Source organism: Microbacterium sp. LS_15, from assembly GCF_041954735.1.
GTDB lineage: Bacteria > Actinomycetota > Actinomycetes > Actinomycetales > Microbacteriaceae > Microbacterium.
On sequence record NZ_JAVAYD010000001.1, the window covers coordinates 413,702 to 437,212 of the forward strand.

Below are 23,511 nucleotides of genomic sequence, written 5' to 3' on the forward strand. Positions count from 1 at the left end.
TCGACGGGACCTCGCATTGTCCTCCCGCTTTCCCGATCTGTGAAGGCCCTCAGTCGATCGATGAGCGGCTGCGGACGATTGCGGGGTCCGACCGAGGGTGGATCCTGACCTTTCCACCCCCTGACAGCAGGGAGCGGAAATGAGTGTGAAGACAGCGGTCTCCGTGGCCATCGCCGGTGTCGCCGCAGGGCTCGTCGCGCGAAAACTCGTCCGAGACAAGCAGGATTCGGCTGGCGACGGCCGTCATCCGGAGGGATGGAAGGCGGTGAGCGTCCTCGGCGACGCGGAGTCGTTCGGCAACGGCGCCTACCCGGAGCCGTTGCAACGGCTCGCGGGCGCCCTCGAGATCAGAACCAGCCCGGCGCCCGCCGACAAGGGCTTCGAGGTGCACGCACGCGTCCGTGGCGATGCGGACGTGGCCGCGGTCTTCGGCGACGAGGATCCGGAGCAATCACTGCGAGCCGCCCTCCGCGACGCGAAGCAGTTGGTCGAGACGGGCGAGATCCTTCGCAGCACTCCCCGACCGCACGGCCACCGAACCGCCACGGTCTTCGGCGCCGTCGTCGACAAGGCGGAGGCCGAAGCCAAGGACGGGGGTGTGCTGTGAGGGCGCTGTGCTGGACCGGTGTGAACAAGCTCGAGGTGGAGAGCGTCGACGATCCGAGCATCCTCAACGATCAGGACATCATCGTCCGGGTGATCCTCACGACGTCGTGCGGCTCCGACCTGCATCTCCTCGGCGGCTACGTTCCGACCATGCGTGCGGGCGACGTCCTGGGCCACGAGTTCATCGGCGAAGTGGTCGAGACGGGCTCAGCCGTCACCAAGCACCGGATCGGCGATCGGGTGGTCGTCTGCTCCTTCATCAGCTGCGGGAAGTGCTGGTACTGCCGCCACGAGCTGTACTCGCTCTGCGACAACGGCAACCCGAACGCCGGGATCCCGGAGATGCTCTGGGGCCAGGCACCGGGCGGCTGCTATGGATACTCGCACGCACTCGGAGGCTGGGCGGGCAGTCATGCGGAGTACATCCGCGTTCCCTACGCCGATCAGGGTGCGTTCCCTGTCCCCGAGGGAGTGAGCGACGAGAGGGCTCTGTTCGCCTCCGACGCCGCACCCACGGGATGGATGGGGGCCGCCTTGGGCGGAGTCAGCCCCGGCGACACCGTCGCCGTGTGGGGCGCGGGAGGCGTCGGGCAGATGGCTGCGCGCGCATCCCTACTCCTCGGCGCCGAGCGGGTGATCGTCATCGACCGTTTCCAGGAGCGACTGAACCAGGTCGAGCAGGTGATCGGGGCCGAGACGATGAACTACGAGACCAGCGAGGTCACCGCCGAGCTGCGTGAGCTCACGGGCGGCCGCGGACCCGACGTGTGCATCGAGGCAGTGGGGATGGAGGCGCACAGCGACCGCGTCGATTTCGCCTACGACCAGGTCAAGCAGCAGCTGCGCCTGCAGACCGATCGGCCCACCGCTGTGCGAGAGGCGATCTTCGCGGCTCGCAAGGGCGGCAGCGTGTTCGTCCTCGGCGTGTTCGGCGGATTCGTCGACAAGTTCCCCCTGGGCCCTCTCATGAACAAGGGGCTCACCCTCCGCTCGGCACAGCAGCACGGTCACCGTTACATCCCGATGCTGCTGGAGCGGATGGCGAAGGACGAGCTGACGACCGAGCACCTCGCAACGCACGTGATGCCGCTCGAGGACGCGCCCCGGGGTTACGACATGTTCAAGGACAAGACGGACGGATGCGTCCGCGCCGTCTTCCGGCCAGGGGCCGACGAGACCGCAGCCGCCGGAGAGAGGTGATGCCGCGCCGCGCCGATCTCCTCTGAACTCTCCGACATCCTCCCGTACCGAAAGGAACAGAGAAAATGAGAGCAGTCGTCTACGAAGGTCCGCGCTCCGTCACCGTCACCGACGTGCCGGACGCCCGGATCGAACGCCCCACGGACGTCCTCGTCCGGATCACCACGACGAACATCTGCGGGTCCGATCTGCACATGTACGAAGGCAGGACGAGCTTCGAGACCGGGAGGTGGTTCGGTCATGAGAACCTCGGCGAGGTCATCGAGGTCGGCGATGCCGTCGACAAAGTGAAGGTGGGTGACTACGTCGCTCTCCCGTTCAACGTCGCCTGCGGGCATTGCAAGAACTGCGAGCGGGGCTTCACGAACTACTGTCTGACGGCCCAGCCCGTGCCCGAGTGGGCGGGCGCCGCGTACGGATTCGCGGACATGGGACCGTGGGCCGGCGGCCAGGCGGAGCTGTTGCGCGTCCCGTGGGGCGATTTCAACTGTCTGCGGCTGGGCGAAGACGCCAGGGAGAAGCAGAACGACTACGTCATGCTCGCCGACATCTTCCCGACCGGCTACCACGCCACGGAGCTCGCGAACGTGCGACCGGGCGACCAGACCGTCATCTACGGCGCAGGTCCGGTCGGCTTCATGGCCGCGTACTCCGCCATCCTGAAGGGTGCAGGCAAGGTCATGGTCGTCGACAGGCACCCCGACCGGCTGCGCATGATCGAGGAGATCGGAGCGATTCCGATCGACGACTCGGCGGTCGATCCCGTCGAAGCCGTTCTGGACATGACGATGGGGCTGGGCGCGGACAACGGCTGCGAGTGCGTCGGCTATCAGGCGCACGATCCCGCGGGAGACGAGGATCCGACGCTGACGCTGAACCGTCTGGTCAAGTCGGTGCGGTTCACGGGCGAGATCGGCGTCGTCGGAGTCTTCGTCCCGCAGGATCCCGGCGCCGAGGACGAGTTGGCGAAGCAGGGCAAGATCGCCTTCGATTTCGGCGAGTTCTGGTTCCGCGGGCAGAAGCTCGGCAGCGGGCAGTGTCCGGTGAAGCGGTACAACCGTCCGTTACGCGATCTCATCGCCGCGGGCACGGCGACACCGTCCCGTATCGTCAGCCACGAGCTCTCCCTCGAAGAGGCTCCCGGCGCGTACGAGCACTTCGACAACCGTGACGACGGGTGGACGAAGGTCGTTCTCCACCCCGACCTCGCAGCGAAGGAGTCCTGACATGGCCGGCGCACTCGACGGCCGACGCGTGGCGATCCTCGCCGCCGACGGAGTGGAGAGAGTCGAGCTCGAGCAACCGAGGCAGGCACTCGACGACGCGGGCGCGACCACGGTCGTCCTGTCGATCGGGACGGGCACGATCGCCGCACGCGACAACGATCTGCAGGATGCCGGCGAGTTCACCGTCGACCGTGCGGTGGGCGACGCGACACCGGACGAGTTCGACGCGCTTCTCCTCCCTGGCGGGACCGTGAATCCCGACAAGCTGAGGATGGATGCCGCGGCCGTCGCGTTCGTGCGTGATTTCGTCGACTCGGGGAAGCCGGTGGCCTCGATCTGCCACGGACCGTGGACCCTGCTCGAGGCCGATCGGGTGCGAGGCCGCCGACTCACGTCGTGGCCGAGCGTCCGGACCGACCTGCGCAACGCGGGCGCGGAGGTCGTGGACGAGGAGGTCGTGACGGACGGGACCATCACGACGAGCCGCTCGCCGGACGACCTCCCCGCGTTCTGCGAACGGATCGTGCGGGAGTTCGCCGGCGGATCGGTCCGCGGCTGAGTGACCTCGACGGACGAGGAGGGTGAGCGATGAGCGGTGACCGCGGGTCTCATCGACCCCCGCGACGTCTCAGTCGCACCGACCCGAGTCGGGCGGTGGGATTCAGCGACGCGATCATCGCGATCGTCATCACCCTCCTCGTCCTCGACCTGCGCCCGCCGGACGCGGAACCGGGTGAGCTGCTCCCGGCGCTCCTCTCGGAGTGGCCGACGTACCTGGCCTACGCCGGTTCGTACGTGTACCTCGCTGTCATCTGGCTCAACCACAAGGCGGCCTTCACGCGCATCCGCGAGATGGATCGTGGCCTGCAGTGGGCCAACCTCGGGATTCTCGCGACGCTCGCTCTGGTGCCCTGGCCCACAGCGGTCATCGCCGAGACCGCGCGGTCGGGGAACCTGACCGACGAGCGGGTCGCCGTGGCCCTGTACTCGCTCGTCGGAGCGCTGCTCTGCTCGTCGTGGCTCGTGTTCTTCCACTACCTGGCGCGGCATCCGGAGCTCACACGGGAGGAGGTGGACGATTCCTACTTCGCGTACGAGAGGCCGCGCGCCCTGGTGGGCATCGTGCTGTACCTCGTCGCCGGCGCCGTCGGAGTCCTCGTGCACCCGCTGATCGCATCGGCCGTCTTCCTGATCCTCCCCGTCTTCTACGGGCTCACCAGCCACGGGCGCGATCACGAGGCACGTCCGACGTCCCGGCCCTGACTCCTGCTGGCCGCGCGGCCGCGCGCCGTAAGGGAGGGGGGCGAGAGTCGTGTCGTCCGGAGTCACCCCCGACCAGTCCCGCCTGTCGGACGCGAAACGACGTGCGTGTCCGCCCCGGCCGGCCCGATGTCGGTTCCGGCGGTTACGCTCGCACGATGCCGAGACGGTCACTCCCCAGCGCGTGCGCACTCTGCGGTCGCATCGACGCCGAACGCGTCGACGGCGACCTCGTCTGCGCGTGGTGCGGGTGGCGGTACGGCGACGCTCCGGACGCCGATCTGCCGCCCGTCGTGGTCGAGGTCGTCTACTACCTGCGCTATGACAGGCGGGTGAAGATAGGGACCAGTCGACGACCGCGTCAGCGACTCTCCGCGATCCGACACGACGAACTGCTCGCCTTCGAACCGGGTGGTCGCGCGATCGAGCAGGCCAGGCACCGCGAGTTCGCCGCGATCCGCGAGGGCGGCGAGTGGTTCACGTTCACCGCGGAGCTCGAGCACCACATCACCGCGCTGCGCACGACACGCGACCCCTGGCAGCTGTACGCGCGGTGGGTGGCGTCCGCCACGCGCAGATGAGGGCCCGCAGGGAACGGACCGATCGTCCCTGCGAGCCCTCGGTCTCTGGAGGTCAGGCGCGTGCGGCCTTGACCTTCGCGGGCTGCGGCTGCGAGAACAGCACCACGACGATGACGGCGGCGCCGACCACCACGTGCGGGAGCCACACGTTGGGCGCCTGGTTCGCGAATCCGAAGATCCAGGGCGACAGGGCCAGGAAGAGGCTGGCGACGATGTCGAAGACGAGGTGGACCGGCATCGGGATGAAGCCGAAGGGGCCCCATTCGTACTTCGTGAACAGGCTGTAGACGATCAGGCCGACGCCGAGCACGATCGGGATGATGACTGCGGGGCCGCCCAGGCTCGCGAAGCCGAACAGCCATGGTGCCGCGATGAGCGCCACGCCGACGACGTAGTCGAGGATTCCGTGGACCTTGGTGGGGATGAAACGCATGATTCCTCCTTGGTGGCGCCGCTTCCTGCGGCTCACTGATGGTTCGCCACCCGCCGCGAAACGGATTGGAGAGGATTCCTCGTACCCTGATCGGATGACGTCGACCCGCTCTGCGATCCGCACGATCGCCGCCCTGCGCCTCTCGGTCGGCGCGGGGGCGATAGCGCTCCTCGGCTGGACCTACGTGATCGGCATCCCCCGCAGCGGAGCCAATCCCTTCGACTACTTCGGGTACTTCACGAACCTGACGACGCTGATCACGTCAGCGATCCTGATCGCCGTCGCCCTGACCGTCCTCCGGGGCCGCAGCGCACCCGCGTGGCTGTCCACAGCCCGCGGTGCCGCCGTCGCGTGCATGATCGTCGTCGGTCTCGTCTACAACCTCCTCGTGCCGGGCACGGGGTCGGCTCCCGCGTGGGTGAGCCTGATCCTGCACACGGTCCTCCCGGTTCTGCTCGTCCTGGACTGGACGCTGATCGACGACCGGCCGAGCCTGCCCTGGCGACGGCTGTGGCTCGTCCTCCCCTATCCCCTGCTGTGGCTCGTCGTGGTGCTGGTGCGCGGCGTGACGGACGGCTGGGTCCCCTACGGCTTCCTGCTCCCGGAGCGGGGGCTGCCCTCGCTTCTCGTGCACATCGCCGGGCTCCTCGTCACGTTGCTCTCGGCGGGAGCCGTGGTGTGGCTGCTCAGTCGCGTGCGACTGTCATATCCCCGCGGCACGCGGGGCGGTCGACGAACAGCGCAGCGTCACCCGGCCGCCCACCGGTAACGACGCGACAGCGCGGCCGCCACCCGGCCGTACCGCGCCCGATCGAGCACTGCCGCCTCTCGACGCAGCCCCGTCTCGTGCACGCTGTACAGCTGCTCGATGTCGACCCAGGACTCACGACGCTGCGAGTCCCACTCCCCCGCGCCGATCGAGAGGTAATCCCGGTCGCCGTCGTGCGGACGGCTGGTCATCCGCACCGCGAACACCCGATGCGCCGACTGACGGCCGATGACCAGGAGGGGACGGTCCTTGCCGCGCCCGTCGTTCTCCTCGTAGGGCACCCACGTCCAGATGATCTCGCCGGCGTCCGGAGCGCCGTCACGGTCGGGCGCATAGCCGATCCGCAGGTCGTCGATGCGATCAGGATCGATCCGCACCGTGTCGGTGCCCGCGGCATCCGTCCCTCGACCTGCACTGCGCGCCCGCTCCGTCTCGGAGGACCGCCGCACGCGCGCGACAGGGCCTCCCGGACGATTCGTCCGAGAGGCCCTGTTCGATCCGAGTGCGCGGATCAAGATCTGCGAGAGTGCGTTCAGGATGCCGTTGCCGTTGCCCACACGGTCACCCTATGACAGCTCAGGCGTCTGCGAGCGCGTAGCCCTCCTCGCCGTGGACGACCTGGTCGACACCGGCGATCTCGTCCTCGTTGGTGACGCGGAAGCCGATCGTCTTCTGGATCGCGAAGCCGATGATGAAAGCGACGACGAAGGAGTAGATCAGCACACCGGCCGCGGCGATGACCTGCACCGCGAGCTGGCGGGCGTCGCCGCCGACGAAGAGGCCGGTGTCGGTCGCGAAGAAGCCGAGGTAGATGGTTCCGATGAGACCGCCGACGAGGTGGATGCCGACCACATCGAGCGAGTCGTCGAAGCCGAGGCGGAACTTGAGCTCGATGGCCAGGGCGCAGACGACACCGGCGACGGCTCCGAGCAGCAGTGCCCAGCCCGGGGTCAGGTTCGCGCAGGCCGGGGTGATCGCCACGAGACCGGCGACGGCTCCTGACGCCGCTCCGACGGAGGTCGGCTTGCCGTCCTTGATCTTCTCGACCAGGATCCAACCGAGGATGGCGGCTGCCGTGGCGCCGAGGGTGTTGAGTCCGATGAGGCCGACGCCACCCATGTCCTCCGCGAGCCACTCGGCTCCGGCGTTGAAGCCGAACCAGCCGAACCACAGCAGCGCGGCGCCGAGCAGGGTCAGCGGCACGTTGTGCGGCTTGAGGATGCCCTTCTGGAAGCCGATGCGCTTGCCGAGGACCAGCGCGAGGGCGAGCGCCGCGGCGCCCGCGTTGATGTGCACGGCCGTGCCGCCCGCGTAGTCGATGACGCCGATGCCGCTGTCCTCGCCGAACAGGGTGGTGCCGAGGTTCATGATCCAGCCGCCGCCCCAGACCCACGCGGCGACCGGGAAGTACCCGACGGTCGCGAACACGCCGGCGAAGATCAGCCAGCTGCCGAACTTGGCACGGTCGGCGATGGCGCCGGAGATGAGGGCGACCGTGATGATCGCGAAGGTCGCACCGTAGGCGACTCCGAGCAGGGCGACGTTGGAGCCCTCACCCGAGGCGAGGCTCGACAGGCCGAAGTCGGCGAAGGGGTTTCCCGCGAACGCCATCGGGTTGTCGACCGCACTCATCGAGAAGCCGAAGAGGATCCAGAGCACCGCGACGAGGCCGATGGAGCCGAAGCTCATCATCATCATGCTGACGACGCTCTTCGCTTTGACGAGGCCGCCATAGAAGAAGGCGACGCCGGGCGTCATGAGCAGGACGAGGGCGGTCGCGGTGATCGCCCAGGAGATGTTGCCTGGAGCATCCATGAAGAACCTCACATTCGGGTGACTGAGAGCTTCAGTGTGACGAGGCCCGATTTCAGGAATGAGCGAGGTGTGTTGCAGGGACGTTACAGGAGGACCCGCTATGTGAACATCGCGTTACGTGCTGCTGCGATCCGCGTGTGTGAGGGCATTGAGTCGCGACACCGCCCTGAGGTATTTCTTGCGGTACCCGCCGCCCAGCATCTCGCCGGAGAAGACGCCGTCGAGGCTGACCCCCGTCGCGACGATCGGGATCTGCGCGTCGTAGACCCGGTCCACGAACGCCACGAAGCGGAGGGCCTCGGACTGGTCGGTGAGAACGCGCACGTCACGCAGCCCGACGAGGTCGAGGCCGGTGATGAGTCGGATGTAGCGCGACGGGTGCACGCGCGCGAGGTGGCGGATCACGTCGTCGAAGGAGTCGTCGGATGCCGTGCCGCCGGCGGCGCCTGCCTCCACCGCGACCGCATACTCTCCGGCATCGCTGACGACCGCGTGGCCGTCGAGCGCACGCTGACGGAAGTCCACGCCGTCGATGCGGAGCGTCTGGAAGCTGTCGGCCATCGCGTGGATCTCGCGGAGGAAGTCCTGCGCGGCGAACCGGCCTTCGCCCAGTGCATTCGGCGGGGTGTTCGACGTGGCCGCCAGACGCGTCCCGGTCGGGACCAGTTCGCCGAGAAGCCGGGTCATGACCATCGTGTCGCCCGGGTCGTCGAGCTCGAACTCGTCGATGCACAGCAGATCGGAGCCCTTGAGCAGGTCGACCGTGTTCTTGTACCCGAGCGCCCCGACGAGCGCGGTGTACTCGATGAACGACCCGAAGTACTTCCGACGCGCGGGCATCGCATGGTAGATCGACGCGAGCAGGTGGGTCTTGCCGACGCCGAAGCCGCCGTCGAGATAGACGCCCGGCTTCATCTCGGGCTCCTTCTTCGCCCGGCTGAACAGTCCACCGCGTTTGACCGGTCCGCCCCCGCGGCCTGCGAATCGGATCAGCGTCTCCTTCGCCTCCTCCTGCGACGGGTACTCGGGGTCGGCCTGGTAGCTGTCGAAGGTGGCGCCGTCGAACTGAGGCGGCGGCACGAGGCTCGCGAGCATCTCGGGGCCGGTGACGGTCGGTTCGCGGTCGATGAGGTGCACGAGGCCCGTGCGGGTGGGCGTGTCGGTCATCACGGTCCTGGATCGGGTGCTCACCTGTGTCGAAGTCTTACGAATCGGGTCCGGAGTGCACGGCGTGGATCTATCGTCGAAGTGTCGGCTCCACATTACGCCGTCACCACCCGTCCCATCGCCGCTCACCGACTGAGGAGATCCCTGTGGCCATCGAGTTCGACACGTCATCGTCCAAGTTCGCCGAGTACGCCGAGCCAGGCCGTCTCGTGACCACCGAGTGGCTCGCCGAGCACCTCGGCACGCCCGGTCTGGTCGTCGTCGAGTCAGACGAGGATGTGCTGCTCTACGAGACCGGCCACATCCCCGGCGCGGTGAAGGTCGACTGGCACACCGAGCTCAACGACCCGGTCGTGCGCGACTACGTCGACGGCGAGGGATTCGCCGCGCTGCTGAGCCGCAAGGGGATCTCGCGAGACGACACTGTCGTCATCTACGGGGACAAGAACAACTGGTGGGCTGCGTACGCGCTCTGGGTCTTCTCGCTCTTCGGCCACGAGGACGTCCGCCTGCTCGACGGGGGCCGTGATCGCTGGATCGCCGAGGGCCGTGAGATCACGCGCGAGACCCCGACCATCACGCCGACGGAGTACCCGGTCGTCGAGCGCGACGACTCCGGCATCCGCGCCTATAAGGAGGACGTCCTGGCGCACATCGGCAAGCCGCTGATCGACGTCCGCTCCCCCGAGGAGTACAGCGGGGAGCGCACCACCGCGCCCGCGTACCCCGAGGAGGGCACGCTGCGGGCTGGACACATCCCCACCGCGCAGAGCGTTCCGTGGGCGAAGGCGGTCGCCGAGGACGGCGGCTTCAAGTCCCGGGCCGAGCTCGACGCGATCTACCGCGACGGCGCGGGTTTGAACGACGGCGACGAGGTCGTGGCGTACTGCCGTATCGGCGAGCGGTCGAGCCACACCTGGTTCGTGCTGAAGCACCTGCTCGGCTTCGACGACGTCCGCAACTACGACGGATCCTGGACGGAATGGGGCAGCGCCGTGCGCGTGCCGATCGTCACCGGTTCGGAGCCCGGCACCGTCTGACGTGTGAGAATGACAGGGATGAGCACGAGCGAAGTTCCTGACGTCCTCGCCGAGATCCGCGACGGCTTCCTCGAGACCCCCGAGGCCGATCGCCTGCTGCTCCTGCTGGAGTACGCCGACGAGCTGCCGGAGGTGTCGGAGGAGGTCGCGAACCACCCCGAGATGTGCGAGCGCGTCGCGGAGTGCCAGTCGCCGGTGTACATCTACGTCGAGGTGCACGACGACGTGGTGACGATGCACGCCACGGCACCGCCCGAGGCTCCGACCACACGCGGTTTCGCCAGCATCCTCGTGCAGGGGATCACCGGTCTCAGCGCCGACGAGGTCCTCGCCATCCCCGACGACTACCCCCAGTCGATCGGGCTCACGAAGGCGGTGTCACCTCTCCGGATCGGAGGGATGACCGGGATGCTCATGCGCGCGAAGAAGCAGGTCAGGCAGAAGCGCTGAATCCCTGGACACGCATCCACTCGGTGATGGCATCGCTCCACCCCGCCTGGTCGTAGTTCCAGAGCTTGGTGTGCCTGGCGCCCGAGAACGGCGGCATCGTCACGAGGTCGGGCCTGGCCTCCTGCAGTGCATGAGACGCGTCTGCGGGGACGAACCCGTCGTCGTCGCTGTGCAGGATGAGGATGGGGACCGCGAGTTCCTCCGCGCGCGCGACCATGTCGAGCCGGTCGAACGGGATCGCGTCCTCCGCACCGCTGAGTCGAGCGGTCAGCGGCACCGAGAGTGCGCTCATCGCCAGGTCCGGGATCGGCGCGCGCAGGCCGATCTCCCTGGCCTGGAAGCGCAGGACAGTGCGCCAGTCGACGACGGGCGACTCGAGGATCAGACCGGCGATGCGGTCGCGGTTGCCCGAGTTCACCGCGGCCTGCAGAGCGACGGCCCCGCCCATCGACCATCCCATCAGGATCACCCGCTCGGCGCCGTGACGGAGCGCATAGGACACCGCCGCATCCACATCCCGCCACTCCGACGCGCCGAGAGCGTAGGCACCGCTGCGGCTGCGGGGGGCCTCGCCGTCGTTGCGGTACGACACCACGAGGTTCGGGAAGCCCTCGGCGTGCAGCACCGGCACTGCGCGGAGGCACTCCGCGCGGGTGACGCCGCGGCCGTGGACCTGGATCACCCAGGTCGATGACTCGGCCGGGAAGAACCATGCAGGGCACGGTCCGGCCGGTGAGCCGATCAGCACGTTCTCCCAGCGCAGATGCAGCTCGCTCGGCGTCGAGTAGTACCAGCCGCTGAAACCCGCCTGGCGGTCCAGGCGCGCCCCTGGCTCGACCTTCGTCAACAGCTTGCGGCGCACGGTCGTCGCGTCAGCGCTCAGCACGGCGCCGAGCTTGACGTATCCCTCGGTTCCCGACGTGAACAGACCGTATCGGCCGGGCAGCTCCGTGTCGGGTGTCCGCACGAGCTCGATCGTCTGCGCGCCGGTGTCGACCGAGATGATCTCGGCATCGGCCGGGCGCTTCCCCGGCATGACGACGCGTCGCGCCACGCTGAGGACGAGCAGCGTCGCTGCCGCTCCCAGAGCGACCAGTGCAGGGACAAGGAGCGCAACGGCGTGCCTGAGACTCTTCATCGCCTCCTGACTCTAGCCTGTCACCGTGACCGCACACCCCGATGCCGGGACGATCTTCGACGCCGCCGTGGCCGAGCTGCGCGAGACGGCGTTCCGCAGCGACATCACCGTCCGTGAGATCGCCACGCCACAGGGCCTCGCGCCGTACGCCGTCGCGCTCGCCGCAGACGTCCGCCCCGGCGACGACGGCGAATCCGTCTACGGCAGCGGCCGGTTCGTCCTGCTCCACGATCCCGAGGCACCGGGCGCCTGGGGCGGCAGCTGGAGGATCGTGATCTTCGCCCAGGCACCGCTCGAGACGGAGATCGGCACCGACCCCCTTCTCGCCGATGTGACGTGGTCGTGGCTGGTCGACGCGCTCGACTCGCGGGGAGCCGTCTCCCACTCGGCATCAGGAACGTCGACGAAGACCCTCTCGAAGGGGTTCGGCGGCCTGGCGGAGGAGGGCGACGGAGCGCAGATAGAATTGAGGGCGTCCTGGACACCCGATGGCCCGTTCCGACCCCACGTCGAAGCATGGGCCGAACTGGTCGGAATGCTGGCGGGTCTTCCGCCGGGTTCCGAGGGCATCGCCGTGATCGGCGCTCGAAAGGCAGCACGTGACTGAATACTCCGTGATCTCCGATATCTCGGAGTTCCACGCGGCCTGTGCCGCGCTCGCGGCGGGCGAGGGACCTGTCGCCGTCGATGTCGAGCGGGCCTCCGGCTTCCGGTACTCGCAGCGCGCCTACCTCGTGCAGGTGTTCCGTCGCGGTGCAGGCGTCTTCCTGTTCGACCCGCCGGCGCTCGGCGATTTCGCCCCGCTGCAGTCGGCGATCGGCGATGTCGAATGGGTGTTCCACGCCGCGAGCCAGGATCTCCCCTCCCTGCGAGAACTCCACCTCGAACCGCCGTCGATCTTCGACACGGAGCTGGCGGCGCGGCTGCTCGGCCACGAGCGCGTCGGACTGGCTGCCGTCGTGGAGAGCACGCTCGGGATCACGCTCAAGAAGGAGCACTCGGCCGCCGATTGGTCGACCAGGCCGCTGCCCGCCGCGTGGCTCGAGTACGCCGCGCTCGACGTGCTGCATCTCATCGACGTCCGGGAAGAGCTGCAGCGTCAGCTCGATGAGCAGGGAAAGACGACGTTCGCCGAGGAGGAGTTCGCCGCGACCCTGTCACGACGTCCGAAGCCGCCGCGCGAAGACCCCTGGCGCCGGCTCAGCGGTCTGCATCAGGTTCGCGGCGCACGCAACCTCGCGGTGGCGAAAGCGCTCTGGCAGGCCCGCGAGGCCTATGCCCAGGAGCAGGACGTCTCCCCCGGACGCCTGGTGCCCGACCGCTCGCTGATCGCCGCGGTGCTCGCGAATCCGCAGAGCAAGCAGGCCCTCGCGGGCATCAAGGACTTCCAGGGGCGCGCGAGCCGCACGCAGCTGGACCGCTGGTGGCAGGCCATGGTCGACGGGCGCTCGACCGAGGTGCTGCCGCGCGAGCGCGTGCCGAGCGACGCCCTGCCGCCGCCCCGCGCGTGGGCGGACCGCAACCCCGAGGCCGACGCGCGCCTCAAGGCCGCGCGACCCGTCGTAGAGGCTGTGGCCGAGGAGCTCTCGATGCCCACGGAGAACCTGCTCACCCCCGACTACCTCCGACGCATCTCCTGGGATCTGCCGGGGACCACGACGGATGACGTCGCGGCAGCGCTCGAGAATCTCGGGGCGCGTCCGTGGCAGATTGCACAGACCGCACAGAAGATCGCCGCCGCCTTTGTAGATGCCGGTCAATCGTCCGACGAGGCGTCCACACCGGCTTCGTAGGTTCGACCCAACCGATTCCTCCCGGTTTCCGGCCGTTCATAGACTGAGGCCACCGCACAAAACTTGGAGGCAGAGTGGCCGAGATCTCGGACGTCTTCTTCGTCGATGGAGTGCGCACCCCCTTCGGGCGCGCCGGCGAAAAGGGCATGTACTGGAACACCCGCGCAGACGACCTCGCTGTGAAGGCGACGATCGGTCTGATGGAGCGCAACGCGGCCGTCCCCGCCGACCGCATCGACGACGTCGCGATCGCCGCGACGAGTCAGACCGGCGATCAGGGCCTCACCCTCGGCCGTTCGGTCGCGATCCTCGCCGGACTCCCGCAGACCGTGCCCGGCCTCGCCGTCGAGCGCATGTGCGCCGGCGCCATGACGAGCGTCACCACGATGGGTGCGTCGATCGGTGTCGGCATGTACGACCTCGCACTCGCGGGCGGCGTCGAGCACATGGGCCACCACCCGATCGGCGGCAACGCCGACCCGAACCCGCGCTTCGTCGCGGAGAAGATGGTCGACCCCGGCGCGCTCAACATGGGTGTCACGGCGGAACGCATCTTCGACCGCTTCCCGCACCTCACCAAGGAGCGCTCCGACCGCTTCGGCATGCTGAGCCAGCACAAGGTGCAGGCCGCCTACGACGCCGGCAAGATCCAGCCCGACCTCGTGCCTGTCGCCATCAAGGACGCCGACGGTGCCTGGGGCCTCGCCACCGAGGACGAGGGCCGTCGCCCCCAGACCACGATGGAGGATCTCGCCGGCCTCAAGACGCCGTTCCGTCCGCACGGCCGTGTCACGGCGGGAACGTCCTCGCCCCTCACCGACGGCGCGACGATGTCACTGCTCGCCGGCGGCGGCGCCGTCAAGGAGCTCGGCCTCGCCCCGAAGATGCGCATGGTGTCGTTCGCGTTCGCCGGCGTCCAGCCGGAGATCATGGGCATCGGCCCGATCCCCTCGACCGAGAAGGCGCTGAAGAAGGCCGGACTCACGATCGACGACATCGGCCTGTTCGAGCTCAACGAGGCGTTCGCGATCCAGGTCATCTCCCTGCTCGACCACTTCGGCATCGCCGACGACGACCCGCGCGTGAACCAGTGGGGTGGCGCGATCGCCCTCGGGCACCCGCTCGCGGCATCCGGAGTCCGCCTGATGATCCAGCTCGCGGCGCAGTTCGCCGAGCGCCCGGACGTGCGCTACGGCCTGACCGCCATGTGCGTCGGGCTGGGCCAGGGCGGCTCGGTCATCTGGGAGAACCCGCACTACGACGGCAAGAAGAGGAAGTAACCCCCGATGGCCACTTCGATTTCCGACCAGTACGCGAAGATCGACTTCTCCCCCATCCAGGCCCTCACCGAGGGCGAGGTGATCACCCAGTCGCCGGTTCGCGACATCCGCCTCCCCTCGGGCAAGGTGCTGGCGCTCATCACGCTCGACAACGGCCGCGACCACACGCGGCCGAACACCCTCGGTCCCGCGACCCTGACTCAGCTCGGCGAGACCCTCGACCGTCTGACGGCGCGCGCCGCAGCCGGCGAGATCCAGGCGGTCGGCATCACCGGTAAACAGTACATCCTGGCGGCCGGTGCCGATCTGTCCGACATCAGCAAGGTCGGCTCTCGCGACAACGCCCGCCTGATCGCGCAGCTCGGCCACAAGGTCCTGGGCAAGCTCGGTGAGCTGGGCGTGCCGTCGTTCGCCTTCGTGAACGGCCTTGCCCTCGGCGGCGGTCTCGAGATCGCGTTGAACTCGACCTATCGCACGGTCGACGCCTCGGCTGCCGCGATCGCGCTGCCCGAGGTCTTCCTCGGCATCATCCCCGGCTGGGGCGGCGCCTACCTGCTGCCGAACCTCATCGGCATCGAGAACGCGCTCGAGGTCGTCATCTCGAACCCTCTCAAGCAGAACCGCATGCTCAAGCCGCAGCAGGCGTTCGATCTCGGCATCGTCGATGCGATCTTCCCCGCGGCGAACTACCTCGAGAACTCGCTGGTCTGGGCGGACGCCGTGCTCGGTGGCAAGAAGGTCGAGCGCAAGAACGAACCGGGCAAGATCGAGCGGCTCACCAAGTGGCCGATCGCGATCAAGATGGCTCGCGGCATGCTCGAGTCCAAGATCGGCACGGTCCCGAAGTCGCCGTACGCGGCTCTCGATCTGCTCGACAAGGCGAAGAGCGGCTCGAAGGCGGAAGGCTTCGCGCGGGAGGACGAAGCGCTCGCCGAGCTCGTCACCGGCGATCAGTTCGCAGCATCCATGTACGCGTTCGACCTCGTGCAGAAGCGCGCGAAGCGTCCTGTCGGCGCGCCCGACAAGGCGCTCGCGAAGAAGGTCGCGAAGGTCGGCATCATCGGCGCCGGGCTGATGGCCAGCCAGTTCGCCCTGCTCTTCGTGCGCAAGCTGCAGGTGCCCGTCCTCATCACCGATCTCGACCAGGCGCGCGTCGACAAGGGCGTCGCCTACATCCACGAGGAGATCGGCAAGCTCGAGGCGAAGGGGCGTCTCGACTCCGACACGGCCAACAAGCTGCGCGCGCTCGTCACCGGCACCACCGACAAGAGCCTGTACGCGGACTGCGATTTCGTCATCGAGGCGGTGTTCGAGGAGGTCGCCGTCAAGCAGCAGGTGTTCGGCGAGATCGAGAAGATCATCGCCGAGGATGCGATCCTCGCGACCAACACCTCGTCGCTGTCGGTGGAGGAGATCGGCGCGAAGCTCGCACACCCGGAGCGTCTGGTCGGCTTCCACTTCTTCAACCCGGTCGCGGTGATGCCGCTGATCGAGATCGTGAAGACGCCCACGACCTCGGAGGCAGCGCTCTCGACCGCCTTCGTCGTCGCGAAGAACCTCGGCAAGAACGCGGTGCTGACCGCCGATGCTCCCGGGTTCGTCGTCAACCGCCTCCTGGCCAAGGTCATGGGCGAAGCGGCCAGGGCCGTCTACGAGGGCACGCCGCTCACCGACGTCGAGAAGGCTTTCGCGCCGCTGGGACTCCCGATGGGGCCGTTCCAGCTCATCGATCTGGTCGGCTGGAAGGTCGCCGCGCACGTGCAGGACACCATGGCACACGCGTTCCCCGACCGCTTCTATGCGCACGAGAACTTCCACGCTCTCGCCGAACTGGACACGGTCGTCGAGAAGGACAAGGGCGGCCGCGTGACCGGCTGGACCAAGCAGGCCGAGAAGATCCTCAAGCCGGCGGTGGGCTCGAGCCCCGCGTCGGCCGCGACGATCCTCCAGCGTGTGCAGGACGGACTCGCGAGCGAGATCAAGCTCATGCTGGACGAGGGCGTGGTGCCCGAGGTCGAGGACATCGACCTGTGCCTCATCCTCGGTGCCGGCTGGCCGTTCATCGACGGCGGAGCGTCTCCGTATCTCGACCGGGAGGGAGCCTCGGAGCGCGCCTTCGGAGGATCGTTCCACTCGCCGCAGATCCGCGGCATCGAGAGCCGCTGAGTCAGCAGCGGAAGCCCCACCCGACGGACGACGTCGGGTGGGGCTTTCGTGTCGGCCGCGAACAGTCGGGCGAACGCAGCGGGACCGAGCGCGTCTCACGTCGCGGATCGCTGCGCCGGCCGCTCGTCCACCTCTCCGACGCGTGGCCAGTAGGAGAGGGCTCGCTCCGCGAGCGCGGTGATCGTGAGCGAGGGGTTCACCCCGGGATTCGCCGGGACGGCGGCTCCGTCGACGACGTACAGGTCGGGGTGCCCCCACACGCGATGGAACTCGTCGATCACGCCGGAGGCCGGCGACTCCGAGATGACGGCACCCCCGAGGAAGTGCGCGGTCAACGGGACGCCGAAGACCTCCGGCCAGGATCCGCGCGCCTCCGTGGTGACGCCGCCCTCCTGCTGCACGCGTCGCGCGATGGCCTCGGCCGCGCGGTGCGCCTGGGGCAGGTGGCTCGGGTTGGGCTCGCCGTGACCCTGCGCGCTGGTGAGCACGGAGCGTCCGAAGCGGCGCCGCAGCGACAGGGTGAGCGAGTTGTCCGCCGTCTGCATCACGAGCGCGATGATCCCGCGCTCGCTCCATCGGCGCAGCGAACCCAGGCGGATCTGACGCACCGGAGCGCGCAGCGCACGTCGAACGAGCAGACCGAGCCGTCGCCCGAGTGACGCGTCGCCGGGGACCATGATCGAGGCGAGGGCGCCCATGAGATTCGACCCCGGACCGTAGCGGACGTTCTCGACGTGCGTGCGCTCGTCGACATGGAACGACGAGGTGATCGCGATGCCCCGCGCGAGCTGCAGCCGCTCCGGCACGTGCGTCGCGACCGCGCCGTCGAGCGCCTCGGAGTTCGTGCGGGTCAGCCTGCCGACAGCATCCGAGATCGAGGGCAGCGCCCCGCTCGCCCTCATCCGGTGCAGGAGCTGCTGGGTGCCCCAGGTCCCGGCCGCGAGAACGACCTGACGGGCGCGGATCGTCCGTCGCCCGCGCGCGAGCCACGATCCGCTGCGCCGGGTCGTGACGGCGAAGCCTCCACCCGCGAGTGCACGGACCTCGGTCACCGTCCGCAGCGGCTCGATGACCGCACCACGGCGCTCGGCGAGCGGGAGGTAGTTCTTCATCAGGGTGTTCTTCGCGCCGACACGGCATCCGACCATGCAATTGCCGCAGAGCGTGCATCCGGTGCGGTCCGGACCCTCGCCGCCGAAGTACGGGTCGGCGACCCGCTCCCCCGGCTTGCCGAACCATACGCCGACCGGGGCGCGACGGAACGTGTCGGCGACCCCGAGATCGTCCGCCGCGCCCGACATGATCCGCTCGACGGGGCCGGTGTGCGGGTACTGGTCGACCACTCCGAGCATCCGCTTCGCCGTGGCGTAGTGCGGCGCGAGTTCGTGCTCCCAATCGCGCAGATCCCGCCACTGCCGGTCCGTGAAGAACGCGGTGCCGGGTTGGTACAGCGTATTGGCGTAGTTCAGCGAACCGCCGCCCACTCCGGCTCCGGCGAGGATCATGACGTGCGGCAGTCGGTGGATGCGCTGCACGCCGAAGCATCCCAACCGCGGTGCCCAGAGGTACCGTCGGACGTCCCAGTTGGTCTTCGCGAAGTCGTCGTCCTCGAACCGCCGCCCCGCCTCGTACACGCGGACCCGGTATCCCTTCTCGGCGAGACGGAGCGCCGCGACGGAGCCGCCGAAGCCCGACCCGACGATCACCACGTCCTCGTCGAACGCGGATGCGGTCGTCATCGCCCGTCCCCTTGGTCGTCGTTCCCGTCCGGCACCACGAGCGCCAGAGCCCGCCGACGCACGGTGATCGTGCACTCGTCCTCGCCGAGTCGCTCTCCGTCGGCGTAGACGACGAGGCCGGGAGCGCGGACGACGACCGATCGCACGCGGCGCTGCCTGACCTCGGTGCGTCCGAGGTGCGTTCCGCGCAGGAGAGACGGGAAGAGCCGGAGCAGTCGCAGACGACCGAGCGGTGCGACTTCGACGAGGTCGAGCATCCCGTCCGTCGGGTCGGCACCGAGGCACACCGGCATTCCGCCGCCGTAACTCGACGTGTTCCCGACCGCGACGAGCGTGCCCGGACGCTCTACCGTCGCACCGCCGTCGACCGCGACCGAGAACGGCAGCGGTCGCAGACGCACGAGCTCGATCACGAGCGCGAGATAGTAGCGCAGGGCGCCGTGCGGCCACCGCAGCCTGTTGGTCCGCTCGCTGACCTTCGCGTCGAACCCGAGAGCCGCGATGGTCAGGAACGCCGCGACCCTCGGTCCGGAGCGCACCTCCCCCACATCGATCGCGCGCACGACGCCGTCGAGCGCGAGGTCGGCCGCAGCGATCGGATCGTGGAGCGGCAGGTCGAGTGCCCGCGCGAGATCGTTGCCCGTACCGGCGGGAACGAGCGCGACGGGGACGTCCGCGGCGATCAGGTCATCGATGATGCCGGAGAGCGTGCCGTCCCCGCCGACGACGATGAGCACGTCCGGCCCGGCGGCGAGGGCGGTCCTCGCGAGCTCTCTCGCGCCGGTGGCCGTCTCCCCCGCGTACACCCGGACCTCGCTGCCGCGTTCGCGCAATCGGCCGACGGCGGCGTCCGTGGCGCCGCGGCCCGTTCCCTTGCCTGCGAAAGGGTTGCTCAGTACGGCGACGTGGCTCGCCATGTCAGTCTCCCCGCTCGGTGGGGATCAGCGCCCCGGGGTTGAGGACACCGGCGGGATCGAGCTCGCGCTTGATCGCTCGGAGGATCCGCACGCCCGTCGTGCCGATCTCGCTCTCGAGCCACGGCGCGTGGTCCCGGCCGACGGCGTGGTGGTGACTGATCGTTCCCCCGGTCGCGACGATCACGTCGTTCACCGTCGCCTTGACTCGCGACCAGACGCCGAGCGGATCGGCGCGGATACCGGCGAGAACCGTGAAGTACAGCGAAGCGCCGGTCGGGTATAGGTGCGACACGTGGCACATGACGTACGACCGCGCACCGGACGCGGCGAACCCGTCCCGCAGTGCGCTCTCGACGGCGGTCTTGAGTGCCGGGAGGTTCGACCAGGTGGTCGCCGTCTCGAGGGTCTCGCAGAACACCCCTGCGTCGAGCAGCGAGTCGCGCAGATACGGACCGTCGAAACGCCCCGACAGCCACTCCTCGGAGGCACTCTCTCCCCCCGATGTCCCGCCCGCTGCCCGCAGCAGTTCGCTCACCCTCGCCCGGCGCTCGGCGATCCCGTCGCCCTCGTACACGGTGACGACGCTCGCCCCTTTCGCGAGCGCCTTGCCGATCCGACCGACCTGCGCGAGGCTCACGGCGGTCTCTGACTCGTCGGACAGGCGGATGACCGTGGCGCCTCCGCCGCCCTGCGCGACACGACGCAGCCCGTCGGCGCCGCTGGCGAAGTCGGGGAAGGTCCACGACTCGAGCACGCGCTCGCGCGGGATCGGATGCACGCGCGCGCGAACCTCGGTGATCACGCCGAAGGCACCTTCTGACCCCAGGAACATGCGGATCAGATCGGGCCCCGCGGCGGAGCCCGGCGACCTGCCGAGCGCGAGATCACCCGTCGGCGTCGCGACGCGGATGCCGGTGACCATGGTGTCGAAGCGCCCGTTGCCCGCGGAGTTCTGACCAGAGGACCGGGCCGCCGCGAACCCGCCGATCGTCGCGTAGCGGAAGCTCTGCGGGTAGTGGCCGAGCTCGTACCCGTGGACGGCGAGCTGGGCCTCGGCATCCGGCCCGGTCGTGCCCGCTGCGATGACGGCTTCTGCGCTCACCTCGTCGACGTGCACGACCCCGGAGAGGCGACGCAGGTCCAGGCTGACGACGGCGCGGTGCGCGCCGCGCTCCGGTTCCAGGGCGCCGACGACGCTGGTGCCGCCGCCGAACGGGATCACGGCGATGTCGCGGTCGACGGCCACCTGCAGGCACGCGGCGACCTCTTCGTGGGTGCGAGGGCGCACCACACCGTCCGGCGCGGGTTGGCGGCGTTGGCGGAGGCGCAGGAGATCGGGGGTCGAGCGCCCGGCGGAGTGCCGCACTCGTGCATCATGGTCGGTCGAGACGTGGTCGGCACCGACGACCGCCGCCAGGGCCGCGACATCCGCGGGCTCCAGGGCGGAGGGCGCGAGGTCGACGTCGTCGAGGGAGACAGGGGTCTCGGGTCTGCGAATGCGTCCGAGCAACAGCGGGAGGAGCGAGCGGACGGCGAGTGGCAGGTCCCTGGCCTTCGCCGGGTCTCCCCAGCCGTTCCATCGCATCTCCGCGACCTCGGCTGCTCTGCCGCTCCCGTGAGTCATGCGTTACAGTGTGACACATCATGGAAGAACGTCAAGCAACGACCGTGCTCGTCGAGGGGGTCCTGCCGCAGTGGGACGCAACCCAGACGCGGATCCTCGACGCCGCCGACGATCTGATCGTGCGGCGCGGCGTGCACGGCGTGACCATCGCGGAGCTCGCGCGCCGCGCCGGCCACAGCCGTCCCACGATCTACCGCAGCTGGAGCGATGCCGACGACGTGGTGCGGTCCGCGCTCCTCCGACGGGTCGCCGCCATCGTCGCGGAGTTCCCCGAGCCGTCGCACTCGCGCGGAGAACTGGTCGACGACGTCCTCGGATTCTCGACCCGCTTCCGCAACGACGCCGTCTACGGTCGCCTGCTCGACGAGGAACCGGAGGCGTTCACCCGCTACACCCTGCAGAGGGTCGGGTCGAGCCAGCGGCTCATCCTGTCGTGGCTGTCCAGGGCGATCTCCGCCGCCCAGGAGCACGGCGACGTGCGCCGCGACACCCCGGAGGAGATGGCGGTCATGCTGCTGCTCGTCGCCCAGTCCGCCGTCCTGTCGCACGGCACCGTGTCGGACCTCGTCTCAGAGAGAGCCTGGGAGCGAGAACTGCGCGCCGTCCTCGACGGGCTGCTGCGCGCATGACCACCGCCTCCCCCGACCTCAACGCCGCGCGTCGGGCTGCGGACCTCGACCGCTCCGCCTCCGAGATCGTCGACGTGCTCGTCGTCGGAGGAGGCATCACCGGTGTCGGCGTCGCGCTCGACGCCGCCTCGCGGGGCCTCTCGGTCACCCTCCTCGAGGCGCACGACCTCGCCTACGGCACGAGCCGGTTCAGCTCGAAGCTCGTACACGGCGGGCTTCGCTACCTCGCGACGGGTGATGTGGCGACGGCCCGCGAGAGCGCTGTCGAGAGGCACCTGCTCATGACCGTCATCGCACCGCACCTCACCCGTCCGCTCGGCCAGCTGCTGCCCTTCGTGCCCGAGGTCAGTCTCCGGCAGCGCGGAACCGGGGCGATCGGCATGGCTCTCGGCGATCTGCTGCGGATGCGCGCGGGCACATCGCGGCGCACGCTGCCGGCGCCGCGACCCGTCAGCGTGCGACACGCCGCGCGACTCGCCCCCGGCCTCGTGACGCGAGGTCTGCGCGGCGGGATGCTCTCCTTCGACGGCCAGCTCGTCGACGACGCCCGACTCGTCGCGACCGTCGCCCGCACAGCGGCCGCGCACGGCGCTCGCATCCTCACCCGCGTGCGGGCGCGCTCGCTGCGCGCGGACGGCGCGAGCGCCGAGGACGCGCTCACCGGCACGCGATTCGATCTCCGTGCCCGCAGCGTGATCAACGCGACCGGCGCGTGGGCGGGAACCCTCGACGCGGGCATCATGATCCGGCCGAGCCGCGGCACGCACATCGTTCTGGATGCCGCGGATCTCGGCCATCCGTCGGTCGCCCTCACGGTGCCGCATGAGGGCTCCATCAGCCGTTTCGTCTTCGCACTGCCCCAACCCGACGGACCCGTGATCGTCGGCCTCACCGACGAGGACGCGCCGGGCGCTGTGCCAGACGTCGCGGCGCCGACCGAGCCCGAGATCGCCTTCCTGCTCGACAATCTGAATCGCGTGCTGGAGCGGCCCCTGACCCGGGAGCGGGTACGCGGCGCGTTCGCCGGTCTGCGCCCGCTCGTCGACACCGGCGCGGCTTCGACGGCGGACATCTCCCGACGGCACCTCGTGACGGAGTCCGACGGCGGGTTCTTCCATGTGCTCGGCGGCAAGCTGACGACCTACCGCCGGATGGCGGAGGACGCGGTCGACCTCGCGGTGTCCGAACGGGGGCTCGAGGCGGGGTCGAGCCGTACCGCCGGCATCCGCCTCGTCGATCGCCGCATCCCGTCGGCATCCGCTCCGCTCGTCGACGGCCTTCCTCTCACCAGGGACGATGTCGTGTTCGCTGTGCGATCCGAGGGCGCGTTGACCGCATCCGACGTGCTCGACCGGCGCACACGCGTGGGCCTCGTCGATGCCGACCGGGAACGGTGCGTACCCGCCGTCGAGACCGTGGTCGCCGAGACGCTCGCCGAACTCGTGTGACGGAACCGCCGGCGTGCGCCGTGACGACCGTACGTCGGGCCGGGTAACGACGGCCGAACAGCCGTAGCGGAACGTGTATAGCGCCGCCGTGGACACGGTCCTGTCGATTCTCGGTAGCGGGAGACGGCCCAGGCGAGCGGCCTCGACGGTGCCGACGCCGAGGCCCCAGTACATGCGCTGAACTCATCGGCCCGAGCTCGATCTCAACCCGACTGGCCTTCTGCAGGCTA

At 69.2% G+C, this 23,511-nt stretch carries 23 protein-coding genes; 15 read left to right on the plus strand and 8 right to left on the minus strand.

Annotated features, from left to right (window positions below; genetic code table 11):
* Positions 1-139 precede the first annotated feature (139 nt).
* The 6 genes from RAC69_RS01990 (at position 140) to RAC69_RS02015 (ending at position 4,873) form a co-directional block, all read left to right on the plus strand.
* Entirely contained in the window at positions 140-607 is a 468-nt protein-coding gene (locus RAC69_RS01990; protein WP_375084759.1) for a hypothetical protein, read from the plus strand.
* Between the two features lie 20 nt (positions 608-627).
* Complete coding sequence (locus tag RAC69_RS01995) at positions 628-1,806, plus strand: zinc-dependent alcohol dehydrogenase (RefSeq protein ID WP_375084760.1); 1,179 nt, start codon at positions 628-630, stop codon at positions 1,804-1,806.
* A 65-nt stretch (positions 1,807-1,871) separates the two neighbouring features.
* Positions 1,872-3,032 (plus strand): glutathione-independent formaldehyde dehydrogenase, encoded by a 1,161-nt coding sequence (locus RAC69_RS02000; protein WP_375084762.1) that lies wholly within the window; start codon positions 1,872-1,874, stop codon positions 3,030-3,032.
* Position 3,033: 1 nt separating this feature from the next.
* The gene (locus RAC69_RS02005) at positions 3,034-3,591 is read left to right on the plus strand and encodes a type 1 glutamine amidotransferase domain-containing protein (RefSeq protein WP_375084764.1); all 558 of its coding nucleotides are present in this window, start codon (positions 3,034-3,036) and stop codon (positions 3,589-3,591) included.
* Positions 3,592-3,686: 95 nt separating this feature from the next.
* Positions 3,687-4,295 carry a TMEM175 family protein gene (locus tag RAC69_RS02010; RefSeq protein WP_375084765.1) on the plus strand — a complete coding sequence of 203 codons (609 nt, stop codon included), beginning with the start codon at positions 3,687-3,689 and terminating at the stop codon, positions 4,293-4,295.
* Between the two features lie 155 nt (positions 4,296-4,450).
* The gene (locus RAC69_RS02015) at positions 4,451-4,873 is read left to right on the plus strand and encodes a GIY-YIG nuclease family protein (protein WP_375084766.1); all 423 of its coding nucleotides are present in this window, start codon (positions 4,451-4,453) and stop codon (positions 4,871-4,873) included.
* A gap of 52 nt (positions 4,874-4,925) precedes the next feature.
* Here RAC69_RS02015 and RAC69_RS02020 read toward each other — a convergent pair whose 3' ends face one another.
* Positions 4,926-5,306: an SPW repeat protein gene (locus RAC69_RS02020; protein ID WP_375084768.1), complete on the minus strand. Its 381-nt coding sequence runs from the start codon at positions 5,304-5,306 to the stop codon at positions 4,926-4,928.
* 94 nt (positions 5,307-5,400) lie between these two features.
* Between RAC69_RS02020 and RAC69_RS02025 the strand changes: the two genes are divergently transcribed.
* Positions 5,401-6,075: a Pr6Pr family membrane protein gene (locus RAC69_RS02025; RefSeq protein ID WP_375084770.1), complete on the plus strand. Its 675-nt coding sequence runs from the start codon at positions 5,401-5,403 to the stop codon at positions 6,073-6,075.
* On the opposite strand, the gene RAC69_RS02030 is transcribed toward RAC69_RS02025, so the two are convergent.
* The 3 genes from RAC69_RS02030 to zapE all read right to left on the minus strand — a co-directional run bounded on the left by RAC69_RS02030 (position 6,054) and on the right by zapE (position 9,057).
* Positions 6,054-6,632, minus strand: a complete 579-nt coding sequence (locus RAC69_RS02030; RefSeq protein WP_375084771.1) for a type II toxin-antitoxin system PemK/MazF family toxin — start codon at positions 6,630-6,632, stop codon at positions 6,054-6,056. The two genes, RAC69_RS02025 and RAC69_RS02030, sit on opposite strands and share 22 nt — an antisense overlap.
* Before the next feature lie 19 nt (positions 6,633-6,651).
* A complete protein-coding gene (locus RAC69_RS02035; RefSeq protein ID WP_341934367.1) occupies positions 6,652-7,890 on the minus strand; it encodes an ammonium transporter in 1,239 nt (412 codons plus the stop codon).
* Between the two features lie 114 nt (positions 7,891-8,004).
* Positions 8,005-9,057 (minus strand): cell division protein ZapE, encoded by a 1,053-nt coding sequence (gene zapE, locus RAC69_RS02040; protein WP_375085297.1) that lies wholly within the window; start codon positions 9,055-9,057, stop codon positions 8,005-8,007.
* Positions 9,058-9,203: 146 nt separating this feature from the next.
* Here zapE and RAC69_RS02045 point away from each other — a divergent pair, with 146 nt between their 5' ends.
* Complete coding sequence (locus RAC69_RS02045; RefSeq protein WP_375084772.1) at positions 9,204-10,097, plus strand: sulfurtransferase; 894 nt, start codon at positions 9,204-9,206, stop codon at positions 10,095-10,097.
* Between the two features lie 18 nt (positions 10,098-10,115).
* Positions 10,116-10,547: a SufE family protein gene (locus tag RAC69_RS02050; RefSeq protein ID WP_341934365.1), complete on the plus strand. Its 432-nt coding sequence runs from the start codon at positions 10,116-10,118 to the stop codon at positions 10,545-10,547.
* Here the strand turns inward: RAC69_RS02050 and RAC69_RS02055 are convergent.
* The gene (locus RAC69_RS02055; RefSeq protein ID WP_375084774.1) at positions 10,531-11,685 is read right to left on the minus strand and encodes an alpha/beta hydrolase; all 1,155 of its coding nucleotides are present in this window, start codon (positions 11,683-11,685) and stop codon (positions 10,531-10,533) included. The two genes, RAC69_RS02050 and RAC69_RS02055, sit on opposite strands and share 17 nt — an antisense overlap.
* Positions 11,686-11,710: 25 nt before the next feature.
* Here RAC69_RS02055 and RAC69_RS02060 point away from each other — a divergent pair, with 25 nt between their 5' ends.
* From RAC69_RS02060 to RAC69_RS02075, 4 genes are all read left to right on the plus strand, one after another.
* Positions 11,711-12,292: a DUF3000 domain-containing protein gene (locus tag RAC69_RS02060; protein WP_375084775.1), complete on the plus strand. Its 582-nt coding sequence runs from the start codon at positions 11,711-11,713 to the stop codon at positions 12,290-12,292.
* Entirely contained in the window at positions 12,285-13,478 is a 1,194-nt protein-coding gene (locus RAC69_RS02065; RefSeq protein WP_375084776.1) for a ribonuclease D, read from the plus strand. Before RAC69_RS02060 ends, RAC69_RS02065 begins: the two co-directional genes overlap by 8 nt.
* A gap of 74 nt (positions 13,479-13,552) precedes the next feature.
* Positions 13,553-14,758, plus strand: coding sequence for a thiolase family protein (locus RAC69_RS02070; RefSeq protein ID WP_375084778.1), 1,206 nt, complete (start codon positions 13,553-13,555; stop codon positions 14,756-14,758).
* Between the two features lie 6 nt (positions 14,759-14,764).
* Positions 14,765-16,924 carry a 3-hydroxyacyl-CoA dehydrogenase NAD-binding domain-containing protein gene (locus tag RAC69_RS02075; RefSeq protein ID WP_375084779.1) on the plus strand — a complete coding sequence of 720 codons (2,160 nt, stop codon included), beginning with the start codon at positions 14,765-14,767 and terminating at the stop codon, positions 16,922-16,924.
* Positions 16,925-17,019: 95 nt separating this feature from the next.
* Here the strand turns inward: RAC69_RS02075 and RAC69_RS02080 are convergent, their stop codons facing one another.
* From RAC69_RS02080 to RAC69_RS02090, 3 genes are read right to left on the minus strand one after another with little or no spacing between them, the layout of a single operon-like run.
* The gene (locus tag RAC69_RS02080) at positions 17,020-18,663 is read right to left on the minus strand and encodes a GMC oxidoreductase (RefSeq protein WP_375084781.1); all 1,644 of its coding nucleotides are present in this window, start codon (positions 18,661-18,663) and stop codon (positions 17,020-17,022) included.
* Positions 18,660-19,580 (minus strand): diacylglycerol kinase, encoded by a 921-nt coding sequence (locus tag RAC69_RS02085; RefSeq protein WP_375084782.1) that lies wholly within the window; start codon positions 19,578-19,580, stop codon positions 18,660-18,662. The genes RAC69_RS02080 and RAC69_RS02085 overlap by 4 nt, the downstream gene beginning before the upstream one ends.
* 1 nt (position 19,581) lies before the next feature.
* On the minus strand, positions 19,582-21,204 hold the full coding sequence (locus tag RAC69_RS02090; protein WP_375084783.1) for an FAD-binding oxidoreductase: 1,623 nt from the start codon (positions 21,202-21,204) through the stop codon (positions 19,582-19,584).
* Positions 21,205-21,224: 20 nt separating this feature from the next.
* Here RAC69_RS02090 and RAC69_RS02095 point away from each other — a divergent pair, with 20 nt between their 5' ends.
* The gene (locus RAC69_RS02095; RefSeq protein ID WP_375084784.1) at positions 21,225-21,833 is read left to right on the plus strand and encodes a TetR/AcrR family transcriptional regulator; all 609 of its coding nucleotides are present in this window, start codon (positions 21,225-21,227) and stop codon (positions 21,831-21,833) included.
* Positions 21,830-23,281, plus strand: a complete 1,452-nt coding sequence (locus tag RAC69_RS02100; protein WP_375084785.1) for a glycerol-3-phosphate dehydrogenase/oxidase — start codon at positions 21,830-21,832, stop codon at positions 23,279-23,281. The genes RAC69_RS02095 and RAC69_RS02100 overlap by 4 nt, the downstream gene beginning before the upstream one ends.
* Positions 23,282-23,511 lie beyond the last annotated feature (230 nt).

Coding starts and splice junctions, on each gene's coding strand:
- RAC69_RS01990 (WP_375084759.1), top strand. CDS start 140: ATGAGTGTGAAGACAGCGGTCTCCGTGGCCATCGCCGGTGTCGCCGCA.
- RAC69_RS02000 (WP_375084762.1), top strand. CDS start 1,872: ATGAGAGCAGTCGTCTACGAAGGTCCGCGCTCCGTCACCGTCACCGAC.
- RAC69_RS02005 (WP_375084764.1), top strand. CDS start 3,034: ATGGCCGGCGCACTCGACGGCCGACGCGTGGCGATCCTCGCCGCCGAC.
- RAC69_RS02015 (WP_375084766.1), top strand. CDS start 4,451: ATGCCGAGACGGTCACTCCCCAGCGCGTGCGCACTCTGCGGTCGCATC.
- RAC69_RS02020 (WP_375084768.1), bottom strand. CDS start 5,306: ATGCGTTTCATCCCCACCAAGGTCCACGGAATCCTCGACTACGTCGTC.
- RAC69_RS02025 (WP_375084770.1), top strand. CDS start 5,401: ATGACGTCGACCCGCTCTGCGATCCGCACGATCGCCGCCCTGCGCCTC.
- RAC69_RS02035 (WP_341934367.1), bottom strand. CDS start 7,890: ATGGATGCTCCAGGCAACATCTCCTGGGCGATCACCGCGACCGCCCTC.
- zapE (WP_375085297.1), bottom strand. CDS start 9,057: ATGACCGACACGCCCACCCGCACGGGCCTCGTGCACCTCATCGACCGC.
- RAC69_RS02050 (WP_341934365.1), top strand. CDS start 10,116: ATGAGCACGAGCGAAGTTCCTGACGTCCTCGCCGAGATCCGCGACGGC.
- RAC69_RS02055 (WP_375084774.1), bottom strand. CDS start 11,685: ATGAAGAGTCTCAGGCACGCCGTTGCGCTCCTTGTCCCTGCACTGGTC.
- RAC69_RS02075 (WP_375084779.1), top strand. CDS start 14,765: ATGGCCACTTCGATTTCCGACCAGTACGCGAAGATCGACTTCTCCCCC.
- RAC69_RS02080 (WP_375084781.1), bottom strand. CDS start 18,663: ATGACGACCGCATCCGCGTTCGACGAGGACGTGGTGATCGTCGGGTCG.
- RAC69_RS02085 (WP_375084782.1), bottom strand. CDS start 19,580: ATGGCGAGCCACGTCGCCGTACTGAGCAACCCTTTCGCAGGCAAGGGA.
- RAC69_RS02090 (WP_375084783.1), bottom strand. CDS start 21,204: ATGACTCACGGGAGCGGCAGAGCAGCCGAGGTCGCGGAGATGCGATGG.
- RAC69_RS02095 (WP_375084784.1), top strand. CDS start 21,225: ATGGAAGAACGTCAAGCAACGACCGTGCTCGTCGAGGGGGTCCTGCCG.
- RAC69_RS02100 (WP_375084785.1), top strand. CDS start 21,830: ATGACCACCGCCTCCCCCGACCTCAACGCCGCGCGTCGGGCTGCGGAC.